The 21,132-nt window shown below is 71.1% G+C and carries 16 protein-coding genes; 8 read left to right on the top strand and 8 right to left on the bottom strand.

Annotated elements, in window-relative coordinates:
- Positions 1-557: 557 nt before the first annotated feature.
- The 3 genes from ABD329_RS06320 to ABD329_RS06310 all read left to right on the top strand — a co-directional run bounded on the left by ABD329_RS06320 (position 558) and on the right by ABD329_RS06310 (position 3,160).
- A complete protein-coding gene (locus ABD329_RS06320) occupies positions 558-1,175 on the top strand; it encodes a DUF6230 family protein (RefSeq protein WP_037958497.1) in 618 nt (205 codons plus the stop codon).
- Between the two features lie 136 nt (positions 1,176-1,311).
- Positions 1,312-1,842: a DUF6114 domain-containing protein gene (locus tag ABD329_RS06315; RefSeq protein ID WP_198276731.1), complete on the top strand. Its 531-nt coding sequence runs from the start codon at positions 1,312-1,314 to the stop codon at positions 1,840-1,842.
- The gene (locus tag ABD329_RS06310) at positions 1,820-3,160 is read left to right on the top strand and encodes a hydrogenase expression protein HypF (protein WP_198276732.1); all 1,341 of its coding nucleotides are present in this window, start codon (positions 1,820-1,822) and stop codon (positions 3,158-3,160) included. Before ABD329_RS06315 ends, ABD329_RS06310 begins: the two co-directional genes overlap by 23 nt.
- 121 nt (positions 3,161-3,281) lie before the next feature.
- Here ABD329_RS06310 and pyk read toward each other — a convergent pair whose 3' ends face one another.
- The 3 genes from pyk to pta all read right to left on the bottom strand — a co-directional run bounded on the left by pyk (position 3,282) and on the right by pta (position 8,068).
- Positions 3,282-4,709: a pyruvate kinase gene (pyk, locus tag ABD329_RS06305; protein WP_198276733.1), complete on the bottom strand. Its 1,428-nt coding sequence runs from the start codon at positions 4,707-4,709 to the stop codon at positions 3,282-3,284.
- A gap of 72 nt (positions 4,710-4,781) precedes the next feature.
- Positions 4,782-5,927: an acetate kinase gene (locus tag ABD329_RS06300; RefSeq protein ID WP_198276734.1), complete on the bottom strand. Its 1,146-nt coding sequence runs from the start codon at positions 5,925-5,927 to the stop codon at positions 4,782-4,784.
- Complete coding sequence (pta, locus tag ABD329_RS06295; protein ID WP_198276735.1) at positions 5,924-8,068, bottom strand: phosphate acetyltransferase; 2,145 nt, start codon at positions 8,066-8,068, stop codon at positions 5,924-5,926. The genes ABD329_RS06300 and pta overlap by 4 nt, the downstream gene beginning before the upstream one ends.
- Positions 8,069-8,277: 209 nt before the next feature.
- On the opposite strand from pta, the gene ABD329_RS06290 reads away from it, so the two are divergent.
- The 4 genes from ABD329_RS06290 (at position 8,278) to ABD329_RS06275 (ending at position 13,351) form a co-directional block, all read left to right on the top strand.
- Positions 8,278-9,303, top strand: a complete 1,026-nt coding sequence (locus ABD329_RS06290) for a 6-phosphofructokinase (protein ID WP_020868358.1) — start codon at positions 8,278-8,280, stop codon at positions 9,301-9,303.
- Positions 9,304-9,541: 238 nt separating this feature from the next.
- On the top strand, positions 9,542-10,693 hold the full coding sequence (locus ABD329_RS06285) for an RICIN domain-containing protein (RefSeq protein WP_344316077.1): 1,152 nt from the start codon (positions 9,542-9,544) through the stop codon (positions 10,691-10,693).
- Positions 10,694-10,784: 91 nt separating this feature from the next.
- Positions 10,785-12,131, top strand: a complete 1,347-nt coding sequence (locus ABD329_RS06280) for a hypothetical protein (protein ID WP_344316076.1) — start codon at positions 10,785-10,787, stop codon at positions 12,129-12,131.
- A complete protein-coding gene (locus ABD329_RS06275; RefSeq protein ID WP_344316075.1) occupies positions 12,122-13,351 on the top strand; it encodes a hypothetical protein in 1,230 nt (409 codons plus the stop codon). Before ABD329_RS06280 ends, ABD329_RS06275 begins: the two co-directional genes overlap by 10 nt.
- Before the next feature lie 32 nt (positions 13,352-13,383).
- Here the strand turns inward: ABD329_RS06275 and ABD329_RS06270 are convergent, their stop codons facing one another.
- The 3 genes from ABD329_RS06270 to ABD329_RS06260 form a co-directional block, all read right to left on the bottom strand.
- The gene (locus ABD329_RS06270) at positions 13,384-14,280 is read right to left on the bottom strand and encodes a carbohydrate ABC transporter permease (protein WP_344316074.1); all 897 of its coding nucleotides are present in this window, start codon (positions 14,278-14,280) and stop codon (positions 13,384-13,386) included.
- Between the two features lie 146 nt (positions 14,281-14,426).
- Positions 14,427-15,713: an LCP family protein gene (locus tag ABD329_RS06265; protein ID WP_344316073.1), complete on the bottom strand. Its 1,287-nt coding sequence runs from the start codon at positions 15,711-15,713 to the stop codon at positions 14,427-14,429.
- A 157-nt stretch (positions 15,714-15,870) separates the two neighbouring features.
- Positions 15,871-17,991, bottom strand: a complete 2,121-nt coding sequence (locus ABD329_RS06260; RefSeq protein WP_198280030.1) for a bifunctional polysaccharide deacetylase/glycosyltransferase family 2 protein — start codon at positions 17,989-17,991, stop codon at positions 15,871-15,873.
- Positions 17,992-18,148: 157 nt separating this feature from the next.
- Between ABD329_RS06260 and ABD329_RS06255 the strand changes: the two genes are divergently transcribed.
- On the top strand, positions 18,149-18,934 hold the full coding sequence (locus ABD329_RS06255; RefSeq protein WP_198280031.1) for a methyltransferase domain-containing protein: 786 nt from the start codon (positions 18,149-18,151) through the stop codon (positions 18,932-18,934).
- 10 nt (positions 18,935-18,944) lie between these two features.
- On the opposite strand, the gene ABD329_RS06250 is transcribed toward ABD329_RS06255, so the two are convergent.
- Together ABD329_RS06250 and ABD329_RS06245 are read right to left on the bottom strand one after the other, a co-directional pair.
- On the bottom strand, positions 18,945-19,571 hold the full coding sequence (locus ABD329_RS06250) for a TIGR03086 family metal-binding protein (protein ID WP_246618872.1): 627 nt from the start codon (positions 19,569-19,571) through the stop codon (positions 18,945-18,947).
- An 82-nt stretch (positions 19,572-19,653) separates the two neighbouring features.
- Positions 19,654-21,108 carry an FAD-dependent monooxygenase gene (locus tag ABD329_RS06245; RefSeq protein WP_198280032.1) on the bottom strand — a complete coding sequence of 485 codons (1,455 nt, stop codon included), beginning with the start codon at positions 21,106-21,108 and terminating at the stop codon, positions 19,654-19,656.
- Between the last annotated feature and the right edge of the window lie 24 nt (positions 21,109-21,132).

Raw genomic sequence — 21,132 nt, 5'->3', positions numbered from 1 at the left:
GGCTCCTCAAACAACACAGCGACCGCTCTTTACTAAAACTTGGTAAACGCGGTCGCTGTTACTGCCAGTAAAGGCAAGCCCGGGCTTTGTCCGGTCTTGGAGTAAATCTCCCTCTCTTTCCGGTCACTGTCCGGCAACCCTGTGTGGCCGATCTCGACCGTCCTGCCGCGGTTCGGTTATCCGTCCGTTACTCGCTAGTAACGAACCCCTTGTGCCCAGGCCGGGAATGGACCACGATCGGCCAAGCTCGGTCCATCCCCCCGTAGCTCGGCATCCGGTCGGCGCGTCGGTGTGGTTGGGTCCCCACCGGGCAGGTCGGCGGCAGTGGCGTCGGCCGTGGACAGGGGGGTCTCTGCCCACAAGGCAGGGCCTGTCCAGGAGGTTGCGCGAGATTGCGTGGCCAGTGGTTGTCGCTCGGGGGTGATCGCCGGTGTTTCGGGTGCGGTGTGCGCCTGTGAGACGTGGGCGCTCTCCTTCCCGAGGACGTAGCACTTCTCCCATCCCAGGTCCGGGGCCCCGCCCCGGCCGGAGATGTACGTCCGAGAAGGAGGAAAGTCATGGAGTCCGTGGCTCGTGGCGGCACCAGATGGAAGCGGTTCGCCGTTGTCATGGTGCCGAGCGTTGCTGCCACGGCCGCGATCGGCGTCGCCCTGTCCCAGGGTGCGCTCGCGGCCTCGTTCAACGTGTCCGGTCAGCAGTTCAAGGTCTCGGTCGACCGGCTCGACGGCACCGGGTTCGCGCAGTACGGCGCGCTTGACACCCAGCACGGGGGCAAGAAGATCCCCGTCGCGGTGTCGGCGTTCAAGAGCGCGAAGCTCAAGGGCCTGTGCCAGTCCGTCGTGATCCCGGTTCCGGTCTTCGGCGATGTGTCGCTGAAGCTGACGGCCGGCAACGGCAGCAAGCAGGTTGAGGCAAAGAACCTCTTCATCGATCTCGATCAGCTCAACGCGGACGCCACGTTCCGCGGGATCGACATCGGTGTCGCGGCGGGTGACGCCCACAAGGGTCCCGGCATCAACAAGGGCGACGCGGCCGATCCCGGTTCGTTCGGCCAGCAGTCCGATTCCGCCACGCTGACCGGTGTGAAGCAGACCGCCTGGGCGACCAGCGCGGGCACGTTCAAGCTCTCCGGCCTTTCGATGAAGGTCAGCAAGGGCAAGAACGAGTGCTTCTGATCAGCTGAGCCAAGGGTGGGGGGCCGCGGTGCTGCCCCTCACCCGGGCATCGACCCGCAGCGTGTATGCGCCAGGCTAGTACCGCTGTAGAACAACCGCGATCACACCGATCGCCAGCCCCAGGGAGCTGTTTTCAATGAGTGCCGAGTCGCCGGGGGCGAGTGACCGTATCAGCCGTTGGCGGGGGTCCTTCAGGGCATGGCGCTGGCAGCGCCCGTTCTGGGCCGGGCTGTTGAGCCTGCTGGCGGGCGTACCGATCATGTACTTCCCGTACAACGACCTCAACGCCGGTGGATTCACCATCAACATGTCCACCACCGCCGGATCGGCCTCGCTGATCATCGGGGTGTTGCTGGTGGTCCTGGGCCTGACCATGTGGTTTCAGCCCATGGTGCGGGTGTTCGCCGGAGTCGCCACGATCCTGCTCGGTCTGGTGTCGATCCCCGTCTCGAACTTCGGCGGCTTCTTGATGGGTTTCCTGCTCGCGCTGTTCGGCGGCGGCATGAGCATTGCCTGGGCCCCCGGGGAGGCTCCCTCCGCGCAGCCGGCCGAGGGGCCGGGAAACGCCTCAGAGGACGACGGGAACGGTGACAGCGTGCCGGAGCCGGCCGGGGCCGGGTCCGCGCCGGACCAGGAAGCCAGGAATGGGAGGCACCGTGCGGGGTGAAGACCGACCCGAGCAGCCGGAGGGAGTGAGCCCACGCCGGGTCAGAACCGGCCCGCGGCACGCGGCACCGAAGAAGTCGGTACTCACCCGCCTTCAGGTGCCCGCCGGCAAGGCCATAGCGCTGGCCGCCATGCCGACGGCCGTGCTGATGGGCATGGGGCTCACTCCGCAGCTCGCCTCGGCCAACCCCCGGCCCGAGGACCGCTACAAGCCCGGGCCGTGTGTGTCGCAGCCGGACGAGGCGGACAAGGACGACGCCAAGGGCAGCAAGGACGCCCAGGGCGAGGACAAGGACGCCAAGGACAAGGACGCCAAGGATTCGTCCGAGAAGGGCTCCCAGGACGGCTCCAAGGGCTCCGAGGAGTCCTCGGGTGGCCAGACCGGGTCCCGGGACGACAAGGCCACTCCCACGCCGTCCCCGTCCAGTTCCTCCTCCGCTCCGTCGTCCGGCTCCGAGGACGAGAAGGAGTCGAAGGAGCCGTCGGCCTCGCCGAGCCCCTCCAAGTCCAAGAACCCGCTGGACCCGCTGGGTCTCGGGGACACGCTCCACGACGTCCTCACGCCCGATGACAAGAGCGGGGACGAGTCGGCCGAGCCGAGCGCCTCGCCGAGCCCGTCCTCCAGCGACAAGCCCAGCTCGTCGCCGTCCCCGTCCAAGTCCTCCGACAAGCTCACCGATCCGGTCAAGGACACGGTGGACAAGGTGGGCAAGGGCGTCAAGGACACCGTGGACGGGGTGGGCAAGACCGTCGACGACGCCAAGGACAAGGCGGACAAGGCGCTTCCCAAGCCCTCCGCGTCCGCCTCGAAGGACGCGGACGGCAAGGAGGCGTTCCCCTGCCCGAAGTTCGACGCCGACGCGTACGAGAACGCCGAGACGGACCCGACCCCGAGCCTGCTGCCCGAGGACCCCTGGACCCTCAAGAGCACGATGCTGAGCCTGCACGGCCTGGACTACAAGGGCATCGTGGAGGTCAAGACGCAGGGGGGCCAGATCAAGAAGGTCCTGAAGTTCACCGCCTCGGGCGTGGACATCAAGGACCTCCACCAGCTGGTGGTGGGACCGGCCGGGACCACCACGCATGTGCAGGCGCGCGACGGGTCCACCTCGACCATCCGCAACGGCACGGTGACCATGTACACCGAGGAGCTGAAGGGGAACCTGCTGGGGCTCATCCCGATCACCTTCAGCCCCAAGAGCCCGCCGCCGGTGAACATCCCCGAGGTGTTCTTCACCGATGTCACGGTCACCCAGGCCGGTCAGTTCGGTGGCGACCTGACCGTTCCGGGTATGCATCTGTTCAAGACCGGGGAGTGATCCCGCGCCCCCACCGACCCGTTCGGGAGCCGCACACCCCTCCATGAGGAGGGAAACGCCCGTGGGCACCGCCTCCACTCGGAGACGGTGCCCACGGACGCGTTAGGGGCGGGTTCGGCGCCTACTGGCTCGCGCCGCCCAGGTGGTGCACCCGGACCATGTTGGTGGTGCCGGGGACGCCGGGGGGCGAACCGGCGGTGATGATCATGGTGTCGCCCTCGGTGTAGCGGCCCAGCTTCAGCAGCTCGGCGTCGACCAGGTCCACCATCGCGTCGGTGTGCTCGACGTACGGCACCACGAAGGACTCCACGCCCCAGCTCAGCGTGAGCTGGTTGCGGGTGGACGCGTCGGTGGTGAAGGCCAGGATCGGCTGCTGGGCGCGGTAGCGGGAGAGCCGGCGCGCGGTGTCGCCGGACTGGGTGAAGGCCACCAGCGACTTGGCGCCCAGGAAGTCGGCGATCTCGGCGGCCGCGCGGGCCACCGAACCGCCCTGGGTGCGCGGCTTCTTGCCGGGCACCAGCGGCTGGAGACCGCGCGAGAGCAGCTCCTGCTCGGCGGCCTCGACGATCCGGGACATCACCTTGACGGTTTCGATGGGGTACGAGCCGACCGAGGACTCGGCGGAGAGCATCACCGCGTCGGCGCCGTCCAGGATCGCGTTGGCGACGTCGGACGCCTCGGCGCGGGTCGGCCGGGAGTTGGTGATCATCGACTCCATCATCTGGGTCGCGACGATCACCGGCTTGGCGTTGCGGCGGCAGAGCTCGATCAGCCGCTTCTGCACCATCGGGACCTTCTCCAGCGGATACTCCACCGCGAGGTCACCACGGGCCACCATCACCCCGTCGAAGGCCGCGACGACCTCGGTCATATTGGCGACCGCCTGCGGCTTCTCCACCTTGGCGATCACCGGTACCCGGCGGCCCACCTCGTCCATGATCCGGTGGACGTCCCGGACGTCGGCCGCGTCCCGGACGAAGGACAGGGCGACCATGTCGCAGCCCATCCGCAGGGCGAACTTCAGGTCCTCGATGTCCTTCTCGGACAGCGCGGGCACATTGACCGCCGCGCCCGGCAGGTTGATCCCCTTGTGGTCGGAGATCACCCCGCCCTCGATGACGATGGTCCGCACCCGCGAGCCCTCGACGGCGGTGACCCGCAGCTCGACGTTGCCGTCGTTGATCAGGACCTGGTCGCCCTTGGAGACATCGCCCGGCAGCCCCTTGTAGGTGGTGCCGCAGATGGTCCGGTCACCGTCCACGTCCTCGGTGGTGATGATGAACTCATCCCCGCGGACCAGCTCCACCGGTCCGTCCTTGAAGGTCTCCAGACGGATCTTGGGGCCCTGGAGGTCGGCGAGGACGCCGACCGCGTGCCCGGTCTCCTCGGAGGCCTTGCGGACGCGGTGGTACCGCTCCTCGTGCTCCGGGTGGCTTCCGTGGCTCATGTTGAACCGGGCCACGTTCATCCCGGCCTCGATCAGGGACTTCAGCTGGTCGTAGGAGTCGACGGCGGGGCCCAGAGTGCAGACGATTTTGGAACGGCGCATGGGGCAGATCCTATCGGGTTTGTTTCGGAGCGGAATATTTAAGTCAAGGGCACAGCGGAGCGGAACCGGAGCCTAGGCGCTGACCAGGTGATACGTCTGGCTGGCGATCTCCATCTCCTCATCGGTGGGCACCACGGCCACCGCGACCCGGCTGTCCTCCGTGGAGATCAGCCGCGCCGTGGCGGAGCGCAGCGCGTTGCGGACGCCGTCCACCTGGATGCCGAACGCGGTGAGGTCGCGCATCGCCGCCTCCCGTACCGCCGCGGAGTTCTCCCCCACACCGGCGGTGAACGCGATGGCGTCCACCCGTCCGAGCACCGCGGTGTACGCGCCCACATACTTCCGCAGTCGGTGGATGTAGATGTCGAAGGCGAGCTGGGCGGCCCGGTCGCCCTCGCCCATCCGGCGGCCGATCTCGCGCATGTCGTTGTCCCCGCACAGCCCGGCAAGACCGCTGCGCTTGTTGAGCAGCGTGTCGATCTCATCGGTCGACATGCCGCCCACCCGGGACAGATGGAAGATCGCCGCCGGGTCGATGTCCCCGGAACGGGTACCCATCACCAGGCCCTCCAAAGGGGTCAGCCCCATCGAGGTCTCCACACACCGGCCGCCGCGCACCGCCGAGGCGCTGGCCCCGTTGCCCAGGTGCAGCACGATCGTGTTGACCTCCGCCGGCTCCTTGCCCAGCAGCGCGGCGGTGGCCCGCGAGACATACGCGTGCGAGGTGCCGTGGAAGCCGTAGCGCCGCACCCCCCAGCGGTCGGCGGTCGCCACGTCGATCGCGTAGCGCGCCGCCGCCTCCGGGATGGTGGAGTGGAACGCCGTGTCGAAGACCGCGACCTGCGGCAGGTCCGGGCGCAGCGAGCGGGCCACCTTGATCCCGGTGACATTGGCCGGGTTGTGCAGCGGGGCCAGCGGGATCAGCTTCTCGATCTCCTGGACCACCTCGTCGGTGATCAGGGTCGGCTCGGTGAACCGGGTGCCGCCGTGCACCACCCGGTGGCCGACCGCCGCCAGCTCGGGCGAGTCGAGGCCCAGGCCCTCGGCGGCCAGCTCGTCGGCCACCTGCTTGAGGGCCGCCGCGTGGTCGGCGACGGGGCCCTCACCGATCCGCTCCACGATGCCGGAGGCCGGACGGGAGCCGTCGGCCATGTCCAGCAGCTGGTACTTCACGGACGAGGAGCCGGAGTTGAGGACGAGGACTCGGGAGCCGTTCACGCGGACTGCGCCTTCTGTGTCGGGGAAGTCGGAGAGGTCGGGGAAGTCGAGGAGGCCGGAGAGGCGGCGGCCGCCGGGGACTGGGCCTGGATGGCGGTGATCGAGACGGTGTTGACGATGTCCTGGACGAGTGCCCCTCGGGACAGGTCGTTCACCGGCTTGCGCAGGCCCTGGAGCACCGGGCCGACCGCGACGGCGCCCGCCGAGCGCTGCACGGCCTTGTAGGTGTTGTTGCCGGTGTTCAGGTCCGGGAAGATCAGCACGGTGGCCCTGCCCGCCACCTCGGACTCGGGCAGCTTGGTCGCCGCCACCGCGGCGTCCACCGCCGCGTCGTACTGGATCGGGCCCTCGACCAGCAGATCCGGACGGCGCTCGCGGACCAGCTCGGTCGCCTTGCGCACCTTGTCCACGTCCGCGCCGGAGCCCGAGGTGCCGGTGGAGTACGACAGCATCGCGATCCTCGGCTCCACCCCGAACTTGGCGGCCGTCGTCGCCGACTGGATGGCGATGTCGGCCAGCTGCTCGGCGCCCGGGTCGGGGTTGACCGCGCAGTCGCCGTACACCAGCACCCGGTCGGCCAGGCACATGAAGAACACCGAGGAGACGATCTGGGCGCCCGGCGCGGTCTTGATGATCTCGAAGGCGGGCCGGATGGTGGCGGCGGTGGAGTGCACCGCGCCCGAGACCATGCCGTCGGCCAGCCCCTCCTGGACCATCAGCGTGCCGAAGTACGAGACGTCGGCCACCACGTCGTACGCCAGCTCGTAGGAGACGCCCTTGTGGGCGCGCAGCTTCGCGTAGCTCTCCGCGAAGCGCTCCCGCAGCGGGGAGGTCTGCGGATCGATGATCTGCGCCTCGGCGAGCTGGATGCCGAGCTCGGCGGCGCGCTTGCGGATCGGCTCCTCCTCGCCCAGCAGTGTGAGATCGCACACATCGCGGCGGAGCAGTACGTCGGCGGCGCGCAGCACCCGCTCCTCCGCGCCCTCGGGCAGCACCACCCGGCGGCGGTGGGACCGGGACCGCTCGATCAGCTCGCGCTCGAACATCATCGGGGTGACCCGGCTGGAGCGGCCCACCGAGATGCGCTCGGTCAGCGCCGCGGTGTCCACATGCCGCTCGAAGAGGCCCAGCGCGGTCTCCGCCTTGCGCGGCGCGCTCGCCGTGAGCTTGCCCTCGACGGCGAACAGCTCGGCCGCCGTCGGGAAGGACCCGCCCGCGACCGACACCACCGGGGTCCCCGGGGCCAGCCGCGAGGCCAGCGCCAGGATGTCCGGACCCGGCCGCTCGTCCAGGGTGAGCAGCACCCCGGCGATCGGCGGGGCGCCCGCGCTGTGCGCGGCGAGCGCGCCGACGATCAGGTCGGCGCGGTCTCCGGGCGTCACCACCAGGCAGCCCTCGGTCAGCGCGGGCAGGAAGCTCGGCAGCATCGCGCCGCCGAAGACGAAGTCCCGCACGTCCCGGGAGAGCCCGGTGTGATCGCCGAGCAGCACCTCGGCGCCCAGCGAGCGGACGATCTGGGAGACGGTGGGCGCCGACAGCGACCCGTCCTCGGGCAGCACATAGCTGGGGACCGGCAGCTTGGCGGCCAGCCGCTCGGCGATGGCCTCGCGGTCGCCGGGCGCCACTCGGTTGACGACCACCGCGACCACCTCGCAGCCCCGCCCCTCATAGGCGCGGTAGGCGTTGTGGGCCTCGGCGCCGGCCGACTCGGCGGTCTGGCCCTGTCCGCCGACCACCGTGATCACCGAGGCGCCGAACTCATTGGCCAGCCGGGCGTTCAGCCCCAGCTCGTCCGGGAGGCTGGTGGCCGCGTAGTCGCTGCCCAGCACCAGCACGTAGTCATACGCGTCGGCGACCTCGTGGAAGCGGCCGACCAGCTGTGAGACCAGCTCGTCGGTGCCCCGCTCGGCCTGGAGCGTGGCCGCGTCCTCGTAACGCATGCCGAAGACGGACTCCGGTGACTGGCTGAGCCGGTAGCGCGCCCGCAGCAGGTCGAAGAGGCGGTCGGGGTCGTCGTGGACCAGGGGGCGGAAGACGCCGACCCGGTCGACATGGCGGGTCAGGAGCTCCATGACCCCCAGCTCCACGACCTGGCGTCCGTCGCCACGCTCGACTCCGGTCACGTACACGCTGCGTGTCACGCGTGCTCTCCGTTCCTCTGGCGTTCGTCGGTGTTTTCGTTATGTGCGCCCATCGGACACAAATCGGCCACATTCACCGGCCCAGTCCTCTTGACAATACCCGCGACCGTGATTAAGGCGCTTGTCGCTCGGGGGATACAGCACCACTCCGCCCATGAAACAATCGGACTGGCTCACATCTACCCGTAGGGAGCAGGAGACACAGCACGATGCGCATCGGAGTTCTCACCGCAGGCGGCGACTGCCCCGGTCTCAACGCTGTGATCCGGTCGGTGGTGCACCGCGCGGTCGCCGGCCACGGAGACGAGGTGATCGGTTTCGAGGACGGCTTCAAGGGGCTCCTCGACGGCCGTCACCGCAAGCTCGACCTCGACGCCGTCAGCGGCATCCTCGCCCGCGGCGGCACCATCCTCGGTTCCTCCCGCCTGGAGCGCGCCCGGCTGCGCGAGGCGTGCGAGACCTCGAAGGACCACGCCCGGGACTACGGGATAGACGTACTGATCCCGATCGGCGGCGAGGGCACCCTCACCGCGGCGCGGATGCTCTCCGACGCCGGGCTCCCGATCGTCGGCGTCCCCAAGACGATCGACAACGACATCTCCTCCACCGACCGCACCTTCGGCTTCGACACCGCCGTCGGCGTCGCCACCGAGGCCATGGACCGGCTGAAGACCACCGCCGAATCCCATCAGCGGGTGATGGTCGTCGAGGTCATGGGGCGCCACGCGGGCTGGATCGCGCTGGAGTCCGGGATGGCCGGCGGCGCCCACGGCATCTGCCTGCCGGAGCGGCCCTTCGAGGTCGACGGGCTGGTGAAGATGGTCGAGGAGCGGTTCGCCCGCGGCAAGAAGTTCGCGGTCATCTGCGTCGCCGAGGGCGCGCACCCGGCCGAGGGCTCCATGGAGTACCAGAAGGGCGAGATCGACCAGTACGGCCATGAGCGGTTCACCGGGATCGGCAACCGCCTCGCGGCCGAGCTGGAGCGGCGCCTGGGCAAGGAGGCCCGCCCGGTCATCCTGGGGCATGTGCAGCGCGGCGGCACGCCCACCGCGTACGACCGCGTGCTGGCCACCCGCTTCGGCTGGCACGCCGTCGAGGCGGCGCACCGGGGCGACTTCGGCATGATGACCGCGCTGCGCGGCACGGACATCACGATGGTGCCGATCGCCAACGCGGTCACCGAGCTCAAGACCGTGCCGGTGGACCGGATGGACGAGGCCGAGTCGGTCTTCTGATCGGCCACGGCCGCCAGGTCTCCCTTTCTCGTCTGCTCTCGTCTTCTCTCGTCTTCGTCGGCCGCAGCGGCCTTGATCATCCCCCCGTGGAAGATCAAGGCCGCTGCGGCTGTGTGCCGTTGGCGAGGTTCACCCTTGAACAAGTGCCTGGTGTGAACAAGGCTGTCCCGTGTCCGGGACACATTCCGGGCCAGTCCCGGACAGGGGCGGGACACAGGGGTGGGGGAGAGAACGACAGATGGCCGATGCCGACAGGGCTCCGGATCCACGGGAGGCGCGGAGCGCCGCTGAGTTCATCGCCGCGCTTCAGGCGCTCAAGGACTGGTCCCGGCTGACCTACCGGGAGCTGGCCGCGCGGGCGGACGCGCTCGGGGACGTACTGCCGCGCAGCACGGTCGCCAATATGCTCGCGCGCGCCACGCTGCCCCGCGAGGAGTTGGTCGCGGCCTTCGTGCGGGCCTGTGGGGTGGGGCCCGCGGAGCTCACGGTGTGGCTGGCCGTACGGAAGGACCTCGCGACCTCGATCGAGCGGGTCGAACGGGTCGAGTCGGCTGAGGCGGGCGGGTCGGCTGAGGCGGACGGGTCGGTCGAGTCGGCTAGGGCGGGCGAGGCGGCTGAGTCGGTCGAGGTGGCTGTGTCGGGCGGGCCCGTCGCGCCGGTCGAGCACGGTGAGCCCGCGGCGCCTGCCGCCCCCTCCGTCGCCCGTCCGGCCGAGGCGGGCGCCCGGCGCTTACGGATGCCGATGCTGGGCACCGCGCTCGGGCTGACGGTGGTCGTGGCCGCCGTCGCCGCCGTGCTCGCATGGCGGGCACATGACGACGAGGGTGGCGGGGGCGGCGGGTCCGTGGCCGTCTCTCCGGACGATCGGACGGCCACGCCCACGCCCGCACCCGCGCCCGGGAAGTACCGGATCCGGGCCGTCCACTCCTCGCTGTGTCTGTCCGAACGCCGGACGGACAAGACCTCCTGGGTCTATCAGGTGCCGTGCGCGGAGGTCTTCCCCTCGTTCTCGCTCAAGCGCCTGGACGACGGGCTCTGGCAGCTCGCCACCCTGCACCCCGAACACGGCCCGGGCTGCTCCGGAATCATGGGCCAGAGCAAGGCCGAGGGCGCCTGGCTGGGGGACGACTACTGCGAGACCCGGGGAGCGGGCGAGGAGTTCCGGCTGGAGGCCGTGGACCGGCCCGCCGAGGGGTTCCGGCTGCGGCCCGCGCACACCGGCCAGTGCCTGACGCTGCCCGGCGGCACCACCCGGCACTGGGCCCATGTGGTCCAGCTGCCGTGCCGGTCCGACGCCCCGGGGCAGGTCTTCCGCTTCGACCCGGTGGGCTCGGGGGCGAAAGGGCGGCCGTCGGAGACGAAGGGGGAGCCGTCCGGGGCGAAGGGGTAGCCCGCGCCGCCGCCGTGGTTCCGGCCCTCTGATACTGTCCCCGCCTGATCAAGGGGGAACTGGTCAGGGGATGTAAGGAGTTAAGGGCGGGATGCGTGGTTTATGGGGCCGTGTGTGGCAGCGCCGCACGCCCCTTGTCGTACTGATGGCGGTCGTGGGCATCGCGGGGGCCGTCCTCGCGACCCGGGACAGCGGCGGTGGCCATCTCGCCGCCAACCGGGCCCAGTTGAGGAAGGCATGCGACGGCACCCTGCCGTACGGCGACCTCGCGCGGCTGGTGCGTGACGAGCGGCCGGGCGAGCTCAGACAGCACGGCACGATGCTCGCCCCCGGCCAGGAGAGCCGCTCGCTGCTGGACTGCTCGCTGTCGTGGGGCGACGGCTACGGGGTCACGGTCCACGCCGAGGCGCTGGTCTCCGATGTGCCCGAGGCCGTCGAGACCCGGGACCTCCTCGAACCGGCCGGTGGCCGTGGCACCTTCGTGGCGCCGGGCACCACCGGCCAGTACGGGAAGCGGGGCGCCTGGCTGGTGGCCGACTGCCAGGGTGGGCTCGGCGGCCGGGTCCGCCCCACGACCGATCTGTATGTGACGGCCCGGGTGACGGACGGGACCGACGACGGGACCGACGGGACTGACGGGACTGACGGGACCGACTCGGCGGACGGCGCGACGGCGGGGAGCGGCAAGCCGGACCGCGCCACCGCGCTCCTCGGCTTCCGCACCGCCGTACACGTCGCCAACGCCCTCACCAAGGCCCAGCACTGCGGCTCCGGACCGCTCACGACGCCGACCGCCGTGGTGGACACGGACGAGACCCATGGCGCGCCCGGCCAGGGCCTGCGCAAATGCGAGTGGATCGACGGTTCCTCGCTCCCCGGTGTCGCCTCCGGCTCCTGGACCACCCTCGGCGATCTCCAGGAGTCCCCTGGTCTGAGCGCCTGCGCCGGGGAGTGGGACGCGGAGAAGAACGCCGGTGAGCGCCCGCGCCCGAAGCAGTGGCAGGTCACCGAGGTCGAGGCGGCCAGCTGGTCGGGGATCCTCGGCCGGTCGGCGTACGACTCCTATGAACGCGAGGGCCATGTGCCCGGGTGGGGAGCGGAGGACGACAGGCCCGCGTCCGAGGCCGGTTCCGAGGCGGACGCTGAGCCTGGAGCGCCGCAGGAGGACCGCGTCTCCTCCTATGCCGGACGGCCCCAACTCGCCCTGTGGGCGCGGTCGGTGTGCGGAGGCCGCACCACCTACCACCGGGTGGCCGTCCTCCCCGAGATCCGGCTCGAGGACGGCGAGACGGCCGTCATCGGCGGCAAGGACCGGGCCAGGCTCTCCACCGCCGCGCGTACGGTCCTGGACCGCTATCTCGACGCCGACGACGGCTGGCCCGCGTCCGCGAAGTGCCGTGACACCAAGGTGCTCGGGGAGGTCGAGCAGTGGCACTGACCCGATCCGCACCGACCCGCCCCGCACTCACCCGGCGCCGGATCCGCGCCCTGGTGGCCGTGGCGGTGGCGCTGGCCGCCCTCACTGGAGCGTTCGTCTGGTTCGTGGGCAGCGCGGACCGGGCGCTGGAGGGGGCCTGCGACGGGGTCCTTCCGGTCGGCGAGGTCCGCTCGGTGCTCGGCGACGACACCGAACTGGACGTCACGAACCGCGCCGAGGGCTCCTTCGGCAAGACGGCCTCCGGGAGCGAGGGGAGCGACGAGGCCAACGAGAGCGACGGGAGCGACGGGAGCGCCAAGAGCGACGGGGGCGGCGCCAAGCGGGCCAACTCCCTCTCCGTCCACTGCCGGATCACCGCCGAGGACACCGGCCACATCGCCGTCTCCATCGCGGGCTCGCCCCGCCCCCGCGCCGAGTACGGATACGACGACCTCTACACCGCCGTACCCGCCCGCCGCACGCTCCCCGTCCCCCTCGGCCACGGCTGGTCCGGCCTGTTCGCCACCGACACCGCACGGCTGGACGACGCCGAGGACGGCACGGCCACCACCGCCGTACTGCTCGACTGCGCCCGGCGCGGCGACAGTCTGCTGATCACCGTCGAGACGGCGCTGCGCGGCGCGGCCACCCTCGACGACCCCGCCGTCCGCCCCGACTTCGTCCGCACCGCCACCGCGACCGCCGAGGCGGCCAACGACCACTGGGGCTGTGGCGCGCGTCTGGGCAAGCCGGTCCGCAGCGTCGGCCTGCCGGTGAACGAGGACGAGTACGAGCCGCTGCTCGGTGCCAAGGGCACCTGCGCGGCCGTCCCCACCGCCTCCCGCTCCGCCGTCTCCACCGCCCGCGAGACCGCCCGCGACCGCGCACCGCGCGAGGCTTGCGTCCTCGGCACCCGGGACGGCTCACCGCTGTACCGGCTGGAGGCGTACTACGGCCCCTACGCGGAGGACGCCCGCTCCCAGTACACCCGGGACTACGACTACGAGAACGTGACCCCCGCGGAGAAGCCCGCCGGGCGGCTCGGCCGCAGCGCCTACTGGGCCGGTGCCACCTGCCCGCGCGGCGCCCAGCCCGCGCTCTACCTCATCCGCGCCGACGCCGCCGACGGCGAGACCCGCCGCCGCCCCGACCTCGCCTACGAACGCGCCGCGCTGGCGGCCTTCGCCGCCGCCTCGGCCGAACACCACGGCTGCGCGGCGCCGAGCCTGCCGGGCGGCTGAGGCCGGGCGGCTGAGGCCGGTCAGGAAGCGGGTCATCCCTTGACGGCGCCGCCCAGGGCGAAGCCGCCGCCCAGGCGGCGGGAGATCAGGACGTAGAGCAGGAGCACGGGCGTGGAGTAGAGGATCGAGAAGGCGGCCAGCTGGCCGTAGACGACCTGGCCGTGGTTGCCGAAGAAGGTGAAGATCGAGACGGACGCGGGGAGTTGTTCGGGGGAGAGCAGCAGCATGAAGGGGATGAAGAAGTTGCCCCACATCATGATGAAGCTGTAGATCATCACGACCGTGATGCCCGGACCCATCAGCGGCAGGATCACCCGGATCAGGCTCTGTAGCCAGGACGCGCCGTCGGTCCACGCCGCCTCCTCCAGGATCACCGGTACGCCGTCCATGAAGTTCTTCATCAGCCAGATCGCGAACGGGAGTTGGGACGCGGCGAGGAAGAGGGCGGTGCCGGACATGGTGTCGATGAGGTCCACCTGGACGAAGAGTCCATAGACCGGAACCATGATCGCGGTGATCGGCAGACAGGTGGTGAAGAGGACCGTCAGCAGATACGGGCGCACGACGCGGGAGCGGAAGCGGGAGAGGGGATAGGCGGCGAGGGCCGCGCAGGCGACGGTCAGGATCGTGGCGCCGCCGCACAGGAGCAGGCTGTTGAGCATCGGCGTGAAGGTGATCTCGTCCGTCCACACCGCCGAGAAGTGTTCCATCGTGGGCGAGTCGGGCGCCGAGACCCGCAGGGTGGCATCGTTGTCGATCGAGGCCAGGACCAGCCAGGCGAGCGGGAGCAGGAACGCGGCGGCGACGACCAGCAGCGCGGCGTCGGCGGCCAGTCGGCGGCGCAGCCTCGGGGACCAGCGGGGGCCGCCGGTACGGCTCTTGGCGGAGCGGGGCCAGGTGCGGGCGGGGCGGGCGGAGAGCGCGGACAACCTCGGACCTCCTCGCGCGCTTGCGAGCGCAGTCGATCAGCGTCCGTCCATGAAACCCGTTGCCACTCGCGTTGGGGAAGACGCGTGCGCGGTTCAGGCCCGCCTTACGGTGTCGGGCTTACGGTGTCGGCCTTACGGCGTCGGCCTTACGGCGTTGGCGGGGCGATCGTCACCGGCTGGTCGTTCCGCAACTGGTCGAACAGGCGCCGCGCCCGCGCCTCGTTCCACTGCACCGCGCTGCCCTTGGAGGTCCGGAGGTTGGTGTTGGACACCGGGACGTTGAGCTGCCTGCCGTTGCCCGAGGTGACGCCCTTCACCGCCTCGAACAGGGACATCAGGGTGGGCAGGCCCATGTCCTTGTCCACGATCAGGGTGTCCAGACCCGCGCGTACGGTCGGGAAGGCGGCGAACGGGTTGGCCAGGACGCCCGGTGTGGCGGCCTTGTTGGCGAGCGCGGCCAGGAACTTCTGCTGGTTCTGGGTGCGGCCCAGGTCGCCCTTGGCCTCCTGCTTGCGCTGGCGGACGAACGCGAGCGCCTTCGCGCCGTCGAGGGTGTGGCAGCCCTTCTTCAGATCCAGCCCGGACTTGGGGTCCTTGATGTCCCGGTCCACACACATCCGCACCCCGCCCACCGCGTCCACGACGTCCACGAACCCGGAGAAGCCGATCTCCGCGTAGTGGTCGATGCGCAGTCCCGTGTTGCGTTCGATGGTCGAGACGAGCAGATCGGGGCCGCCCATCGAATAGGCCGCGTTCAGCTTGTTCTGGGACGGGTTGTAGCGCCTGCCGGTCTCGGGGCGGACGAAACCGGGGACGTTCACCCAGGAGTCGCGCGGCAGGCTCATCATCGTGGTGCCGTTGGAGCCGGTGTGCAGGATCATCATCGAGTCGGTGCGGCGGCCCTCGGCCGAGCCGGTGCGCAGGCTCTTCCTGGCCTCCTCGGAAAGGCCCTCCCGGCTGTCGGAGCCCACGATGAGGTAGTTGGTGCCCTTGCCGGGCGGTGGGCGGTCCGGAGCCCTGCCGAGGTCGACCTCGCGGTTGAGCTGGGTGTCGGCCCAGACGTAGGCGCCGCCGGAGGCGAGGAGCAGCACGGAGACCGCCACGACGGTCAGCCTGACGATCCGGCGGCGCCGGCTGAGCGGCTCCTTGGGGGCGCGGCGCCGGACGGTGGGGGTGGGCACGGGTGGGGGTAGGGGCTCGGGGGCGCGGGTCTCGTCGCCCGTCCGGTAGGGGGCCGCTTTGGTGGGGACGCCGTGGGGCGCGGGGGCACCTGGTGGCGCGGACGGCCCCGGTACGGGGACGCCCTGGGATCCGGCTGCGGGCATGCCCTGGGCCCCCTGTACGGGGATGCTCTGCGTGTCCGCCGTCGAGATCTCCCAGGCCCGCGCCGACGGCCGGTCCCCGGCGGCCCACCCGTCCAACCGATCGCTCATGTGCGGCAGTCTGCCGAGCGGCCGGAGGCGCCCGCCGTCCGTTCATAGAGGTATGACAACTTCGGTGCCGCGTTGAACGCGGACCCGGTCGCCGTACGTCACCCCGTCGTATGCCGCCCTCGGTGCGTCACCCCTCCGTACGCGACCCCTCCGTACGTCACCGCGATGTCAGGCTCCGGTGCGCGGGTGCCTCGCCGAGCGCCTGCGCGGCCGTCCCGGAGCGCTGGATGCGGTGCCACCGCAGCCGCGTCCCGAGCAGAAGGGCGACCACGGACTGGATGACCACCAGATACATCAGCTGCCGGTAGACGAAGAGCTGGAACGGCAGGGACCACAGCGCCCGCATCCGCTCCCCGTCCAGCCGCAGCGCGTACCCGGCGCAGACCACCTGGACGGTGAGATAGCCGAACCACACCCCGGCCGCCTCCGCCGGGTCGAGGAAGAGCGCGCCGTACAGGGCGAAGAGGTCGATCACGGGCGCCAGCAGTGGCAGCAGCACCTGGAAGAGCGTGAGATAGCTGAGCCCCCGGCGGCCGAACCGCCCCACCGAGCCCAGTGAGATCACCGCGCGGCGGTGTTTCCACATGGCCTGGAGCGTGCCGTACCCCCAGCGGTACCGCTGCCGCCACAGCTGGCGCAGCGAGGTGGGCACCTCGGTCCAGGCGACGGCGGTCTCCTCGTACACCACCCGCCAGCCCGCCCGCCACAGCGCCATGGTGAGGTCGGTGTCCTCGGCGAGGGTGTCCTCGCTGACCCCGCCGACGCCCATCACCGCGTCCCGCCGGAAGGCCCCGATGGCGCCGGGCACGGTCGGCATGCACTCCAGCACCTCGAACATCCGCCGGTCGAGGTTGAACCCGAAGACGTACTCCAGGTGCTGCCACCTGCCCAGCAGACTGCGCCGGTTGCCCACCTTGGTGTTGCCGCTGACCGCGCCGATGGCCGGGTGGGCGAGCGGCTGGATGAGCTGGTGGATGGCGTCCGGTTCGAAGACGGTGTCGGCGTCGACCATCACCACGATGTCGTGCTTGGTGTGCGCCAGACCGGTGTTGAGGGCCGCAGCCTTGCCCGCGTTGGGCTGCCGGACCACCAGCACCCGGCGGTCCTTGACGCTCGCGGCGATATCGGCCGTACGGTCCGTCGAGCCGTCGTCGATCACGACCACTTGCAGCCGCTGATGGGTGGAGGCGAGCAGCGAGCGGATGGTGGCCTCGATGCCCGCCTCCTCGTTGTACGCGGGGATCAGCACCGTCACCGGCTCGTTGACCTGCTTTACGGGCCGGAAGCGGGTGAGCCGCCGGACATGGGTACGCGCGAACAGCACGAGCATCAGCAGCCGCAGCACCCCCAGCGCCCCCGCGATCCCCAGCACCCAGGTCATGGTGGACACGAAGCCCCGGCCGATGGCCGCGACCCAGATCAGGGCCTTGCCCTCCCAGCGCTCCAGGCCGGAGACCGGGACGTCGACCGGGGGCACGCCGAGCCCGCCGGTCACGGTGGTGAACTTCTTGGCGCGCGGGTCCTTGAGCAGCTTCTCCGTCTCCTGGTACGCGGTGTCCGTCTGGCTGAACTGCCGGACCATCCCCTGCGAGGGCTTCGTGCCCGACCGGTCGGCGGCCACCAGCGCATAGCCCTCCGCGGCCACGCGCCGCGCCGCCTGCCACTCGTCGCCGCACAGCGTGTCCACATCGGTGGTCAGCGGCAGCCGCAGCAGCCTCGGCTGGACCCCCACGGACCCCGCCAGCGCCGACTCGGTCAGCGACAGTTCCATCCGGGAGCGGCTGGAGGACGCCGTGCCCATGTCGGCGCCGGTGTAGGTGTTCGACCCGATCTCATGGCCCTCGGCGCGGATCCGGCGTACGAGGTCGGGGTACTGGGCCGCCTTGGCGCCGGAGACGAAGAACGTGGCCCGCGCGTCGTACCGGCGCAACAGGTCCAGCAGGCGCGGCGTCTGGACGGGGTCAGGACCGCCGTCGTAGGTCAGCGCGACCGTCCCGGCGGGCATGCCCACGGTCCGCACCCGGCCCCCGTTGATCTGCACCACCGGCCCGCCGTCGGCCAGCGCCCGCGGCACCGGGCTGGTGCACGGCCGCCGCGCCTTCGCCGCGTCCACCTCGTGGTTGGTCCAGCCCTGGAACATCAGCAGGCCGAACATCGCGGGGAGGACGAGGAGGAGGAGCAGCCAGTGCGCGCGCGGATCACGGGCCGCCTTGTGCCGACCTCCTCGGGACAGGTGGTGTGGTTCCTGGCGCTTTTTCGACCGGTTGCCCTCAAACATGGTTGCCCGCACCGTAGTTGTGGGGCGCGCGGCGCGGCCGGTGAAGCAGCGTGAATGGATAAGAATTCCCGGGACGCTCCCCGCCGCGTGGCCGGATCGCGTAGTGGAAGCACGCGGAAGGCCCGCCTCCGCGGGTCGGCTCTGCTTGACTGACGCGATGACCTCTCCCGTTTCCTCCATCTTTGAGACCATCAGGCCCGCGCCCGCCGACTACCTCACCCGGCTCGCCGCGAGCGACGCGGGGCGCGACTACAAGGGACGGATGCTGGACGCCCTCGAGCTCCGGGCCGGGCTGGCCGTCTTGGACGCGGGCTGCGGGCCCGGGGCCGATCTCGCGGCCCTCGCGGAGGCGGTGGCCCCCGGCGGTACGGTCATCGGGGTCGACCGTGACCAGGAGATGCTGGACGCGGCGGCGCCGCGCATCGCCGCGCGTCCGGGCGTCGAGCTGCTGCGGGGCGATGTCCACGCCCTTCCGCTGGACGACGCCACCGTGGACCGCGCCCGTACCGACCGGGTGCTCCAGTGGGTGGACGACCCGGCCCGCGCCCTCGCCGAGTTCCACCGGGTCCTGCGTCCTGGCGGGCGGCTGGTGATGGGCGAGCCCGACTGGGACACCCTCGCCGTCGACCACCCCGACCCGGCGCTGTCCCGCGCCTACACCCGCCACATCACCGAGCGGGTGATCCGCAACGCCACCATCGGCCGCCAGCTGGCCCGGCTCGCCACCGACGCCGGGTTCCGGGTGCCGGAGGTCATCCCGGCCACCCAGGTCTTCCGCGATGTCCGCGCGGCGGACCGGACCTTTGGATTCGAGCGCACCACCCGCCGTGCCGTCGAGGCCGGCTACCTCACCGAGGACCAGGCGGCCGCCTGGCTGCACCACCTCGCCCACGGCCCGTTCCTCGCCTCGGCGACGCTGTACGTGGTGGTGACGGAGGCGTAGCCGACCGGGTTCAGTGACCGCGTACGGGCGTCTCGGGTGTCCTCCCCATTCGGTGCAGCAGCCGCGTCTGCCGGGATGTGTCATGAGCGAGCACGCCCTGGGGAGCGGCGAAGAACCGGTGAGTGGTCTCGACGGCGGTGGGCGTTTCCGCCAGGCCGGCGTAGATCTCGTCAAGGTGCTCGTCGATCCATGCCACCAGGCTTTCATCGAGGGTGTTGTCCACGTCGACGGCCCGTGCGAGATCCCATGTGTGGACGGCGGTGTCGGTGATCCGCACGGCAAGTGCCTGTTGGCCGGTCACCGGACCCAGGGGATAGTCCAACATCCGCTGAAGAGCACCGGTCTCGCCGAACGCCTGGGCACACTCCCGGACGGACCGGGCGTACGCGCCGACCGGATCCGTGCCCAGCGCGTCGGCGTCCCGCAGCCGCAGGAAATCGGCGGCGCCACCGCCGTGCAGCAGACTCACGTAATTGAGGTTTCCGCGCGTCATGTGATTGACCAGCTGCCGCACGTTCCACTCCGTGCAGGGAGTCGGCCAGGACCACTGCTCGGATCGCACCGCTCCCAGATTCCGTTCGAACTCGGCGCTGGCCCCGAGGAACCGATCGATGAGCCCTTCAAACGCGTTGACCATGCGGCCCAGCATGCTCGCCGCGGGCGGCCGGGTCCGGCGGGTATCGGACGTCGAGGTCACGGCACGGGGAGCCGCGACGGCTTCAGGCCGCCCGGAACCAGGTGGCCAGGGCCTCGTGCAGCCCGTCGTTCGTCGTGCCCTGCCAGGCGATGTAGCAGTCGGGGCGGAGCAGGAGCGCGGTGTCGAGGCCGGGGACGGCCGCGGTGTCGACGTGGGGTGACCAGGGGCCCGGGTCGAGGGTGCCGGTGGGGTCCAGGAGCAGGGGCCGGGCGGTGCGGGTCAGGTCGCGGAGGCCCGGGAGGTCGGGCGCCCAGTGGCCGACGAGGGGGCCGGTCGCCGGACCCATGGCGTAGGTGATGTCCGCGCCGGAGAGCAGCCCGGCGATGTGCTGCCGGGCCGTGGGCTGGTCCAGCAGCTCGCCGAACAGTTCGCGCAGCGCCGTCACATCGCCGCCCGGCCGGGTCAGCAGCGACTGGGCCTGCGTGTGCATGGCGACCCGCCGGGCCGCGGGGTGCCGCTCCGACTCGTAGGTGTCGAGCAGCCCCTCCGCCGCGTGGCCGCGCACCTCGGCGGCCAGCTTCCAGCCGAGGTTCACCGCGTCCTGGAGGCCCAGGTTGAGCCCCGGGCCGCCGATCGCCGAGTGCACATGGGCGGCGTCGCCGAGCAGCAGGACGCGGCCCGCGCGGTATCGCTCGGCGATCCGGGTGTTGCCGCCGAACAGCCGCCGCATCAGATGCGGTCCCGGCCCGGTCGGCGGGGAGAGGACGATGTCCGCGCCGAGCACCCGGCGGGCGCTGGCCCGCAGCTCGTCCAGCGATGCCTCGCCCTCGGCGGGCTGCCCCCATTCCACGGTGGTCAGCTTCGGGTCATCGTCCGGTGACGGCGCCCAGGCGATCAGCCCCTGCTCGGTCCGCAGATGCTGGTACGGCGGTATGACGCCGAAACCGGGCACGGTCAGGCCGCCATCGGCGCCGACCGCGTCCGGGTCCACGCCCACATGTCCGGCGCGCGACACCGAGTCGTCCGTCGTCACGCCGGGGAAGTCGATCCCGGCGAGCTTACGGACCGCGCTGCGCCCGCCATCGGCGCCGACCACGAACTCCGCCTCGATCGGGTCCTGTTCGCGCAGCTCGACCGTCACCGACTTCTCGCCCTGTGTCAGCCCGATGACCTCATGGCCGCGCCGGATGTCGACGCCCAGCTCCGCCGCGCGCTCGGCGAGCATGCGCTCGATCCGGAGCTGCGGCACCAGGAGCGTGTAGAGCGGGTTGTCCGGCAGGTCGCTCAGGTGGAGCGGGAACGCGCCGAAGGTGAAGCGGGGCGCCGGTTGAGGGGTGGTGCCGGGAGCGGTCAGCCGCTCGTACAGCCCGCGCCGGTCGAGCATGCGGATGACCTGGCCCACGAGGCCGTTCGCGCGCTGTGTGTCGGTCGGTTCGGTGAGGCGCTCCAGGACGACCGGGCGCACACCGGACAGGGCGAGTTCGCAGGCGAGCATCAGCCCGTTGGGCCCGGCGCCTGCGATGACGACCTCGATCATGAATTCCCCTTCGGGGCAGATTGG

Source organism: Streptomyces javensis, from assembly GCF_039525925.1.
In the GTDB taxonomy this organism is placed as follows: domain Bacteria; phylum Actinomycetota; class Actinomycetes; order Streptomycetales; family Streptomycetaceae; genus Streptomyces; species Streptomyces asiaticus.
This window is presented reverse-complemented; position numbering and strand designations above follow the sequence as displayed.

Excerpts from the sequence above, each read along its gene's own strand:
- ABD329_RS06255 (WP_198280031.1), top strand. The coding sequence starts at position 18,149 with ATGACCTCTCCCGTTTCCTCCATCTTTGAGACCATCAGGCCCGCGCCC.
- ABD329_RS06265 (WP_344316073.1), bottom strand. The coding sequence starts at position 15,713 with ATGAGCGATCGGTTGGACGGGTGGGCCGCCGGGGACCGGCCGTCGGCG.
- ABD329_RS06250 (WP_246618872.1), bottom strand. The coding sequence starts at position 19,571 with ATGGTCAACGCGTTTGAAGGGCTCATCGATCGGTTCCTCGGGGCCAGC.
- ABD329_RS06315 (WP_198276731.1), top strand. The coding sequence starts at position 1,312 with ATGAGTGCCGAGTCGCCGGGGGCGAGTGACCGTATCAGCCGTTGGCGG.
- ABD329_RS06290 (WP_020868358.1), top strand. The coding sequence starts at position 8,278 with ATGCGCATCGGAGTTCTCACCGCAGGCGGCGACTGCCCCGGTCTCAAC.
- pyk (WP_198276733.1), bottom strand. The coding sequence starts at position 4,709 with ATGCGCCGTTCCAAAATCGTCTGCACTCTGGGCCCCGCCGTCGACTCC.
- ABD329_RS06310 (WP_198276732.1), top strand. The coding sequence starts at position 1,820 with ATGGGAGGCACCGTGCGGGGTGAAGACCGACCCGAGCAGCCGGAGGGA.
- ABD329_RS06245 (WP_198280032.1), bottom strand. The coding sequence starts at position 21,108 with ATGATCGAGGTCGTCATCGCAGGCGCCGGGCCCAACGGGCTGATGCTC.
- ABD329_RS06285 (WP_344316077.1), top strand. The coding sequence starts at position 9,542 with ATGGCCGATGCCGACAGGGCTCCGGATCCACGGGAGGCGCGGAGCGCC.
- ABD329_RS06320 (WP_037958497.1), top strand. The coding sequence starts at position 558 with ATGGAGTCCGTGGCTCGTGGCGGCACCAGATGGAAGCGGTTCGCCGTT.
- ABD329_RS06260 (WP_198280030.1), bottom strand. The coding sequence starts at position 17,991 with ATGTTTGAGGGCAACCGGTCGAAAAAGCGCCAGGAACCACACCACCTG.
- ABD329_RS06280 (WP_344316076.1), top strand. The coding sequence starts at position 10,785 with ATGCGTGGTTTATGGGGCCGTGTGTGGCAGCGCCGCACGCCCCTTGTC.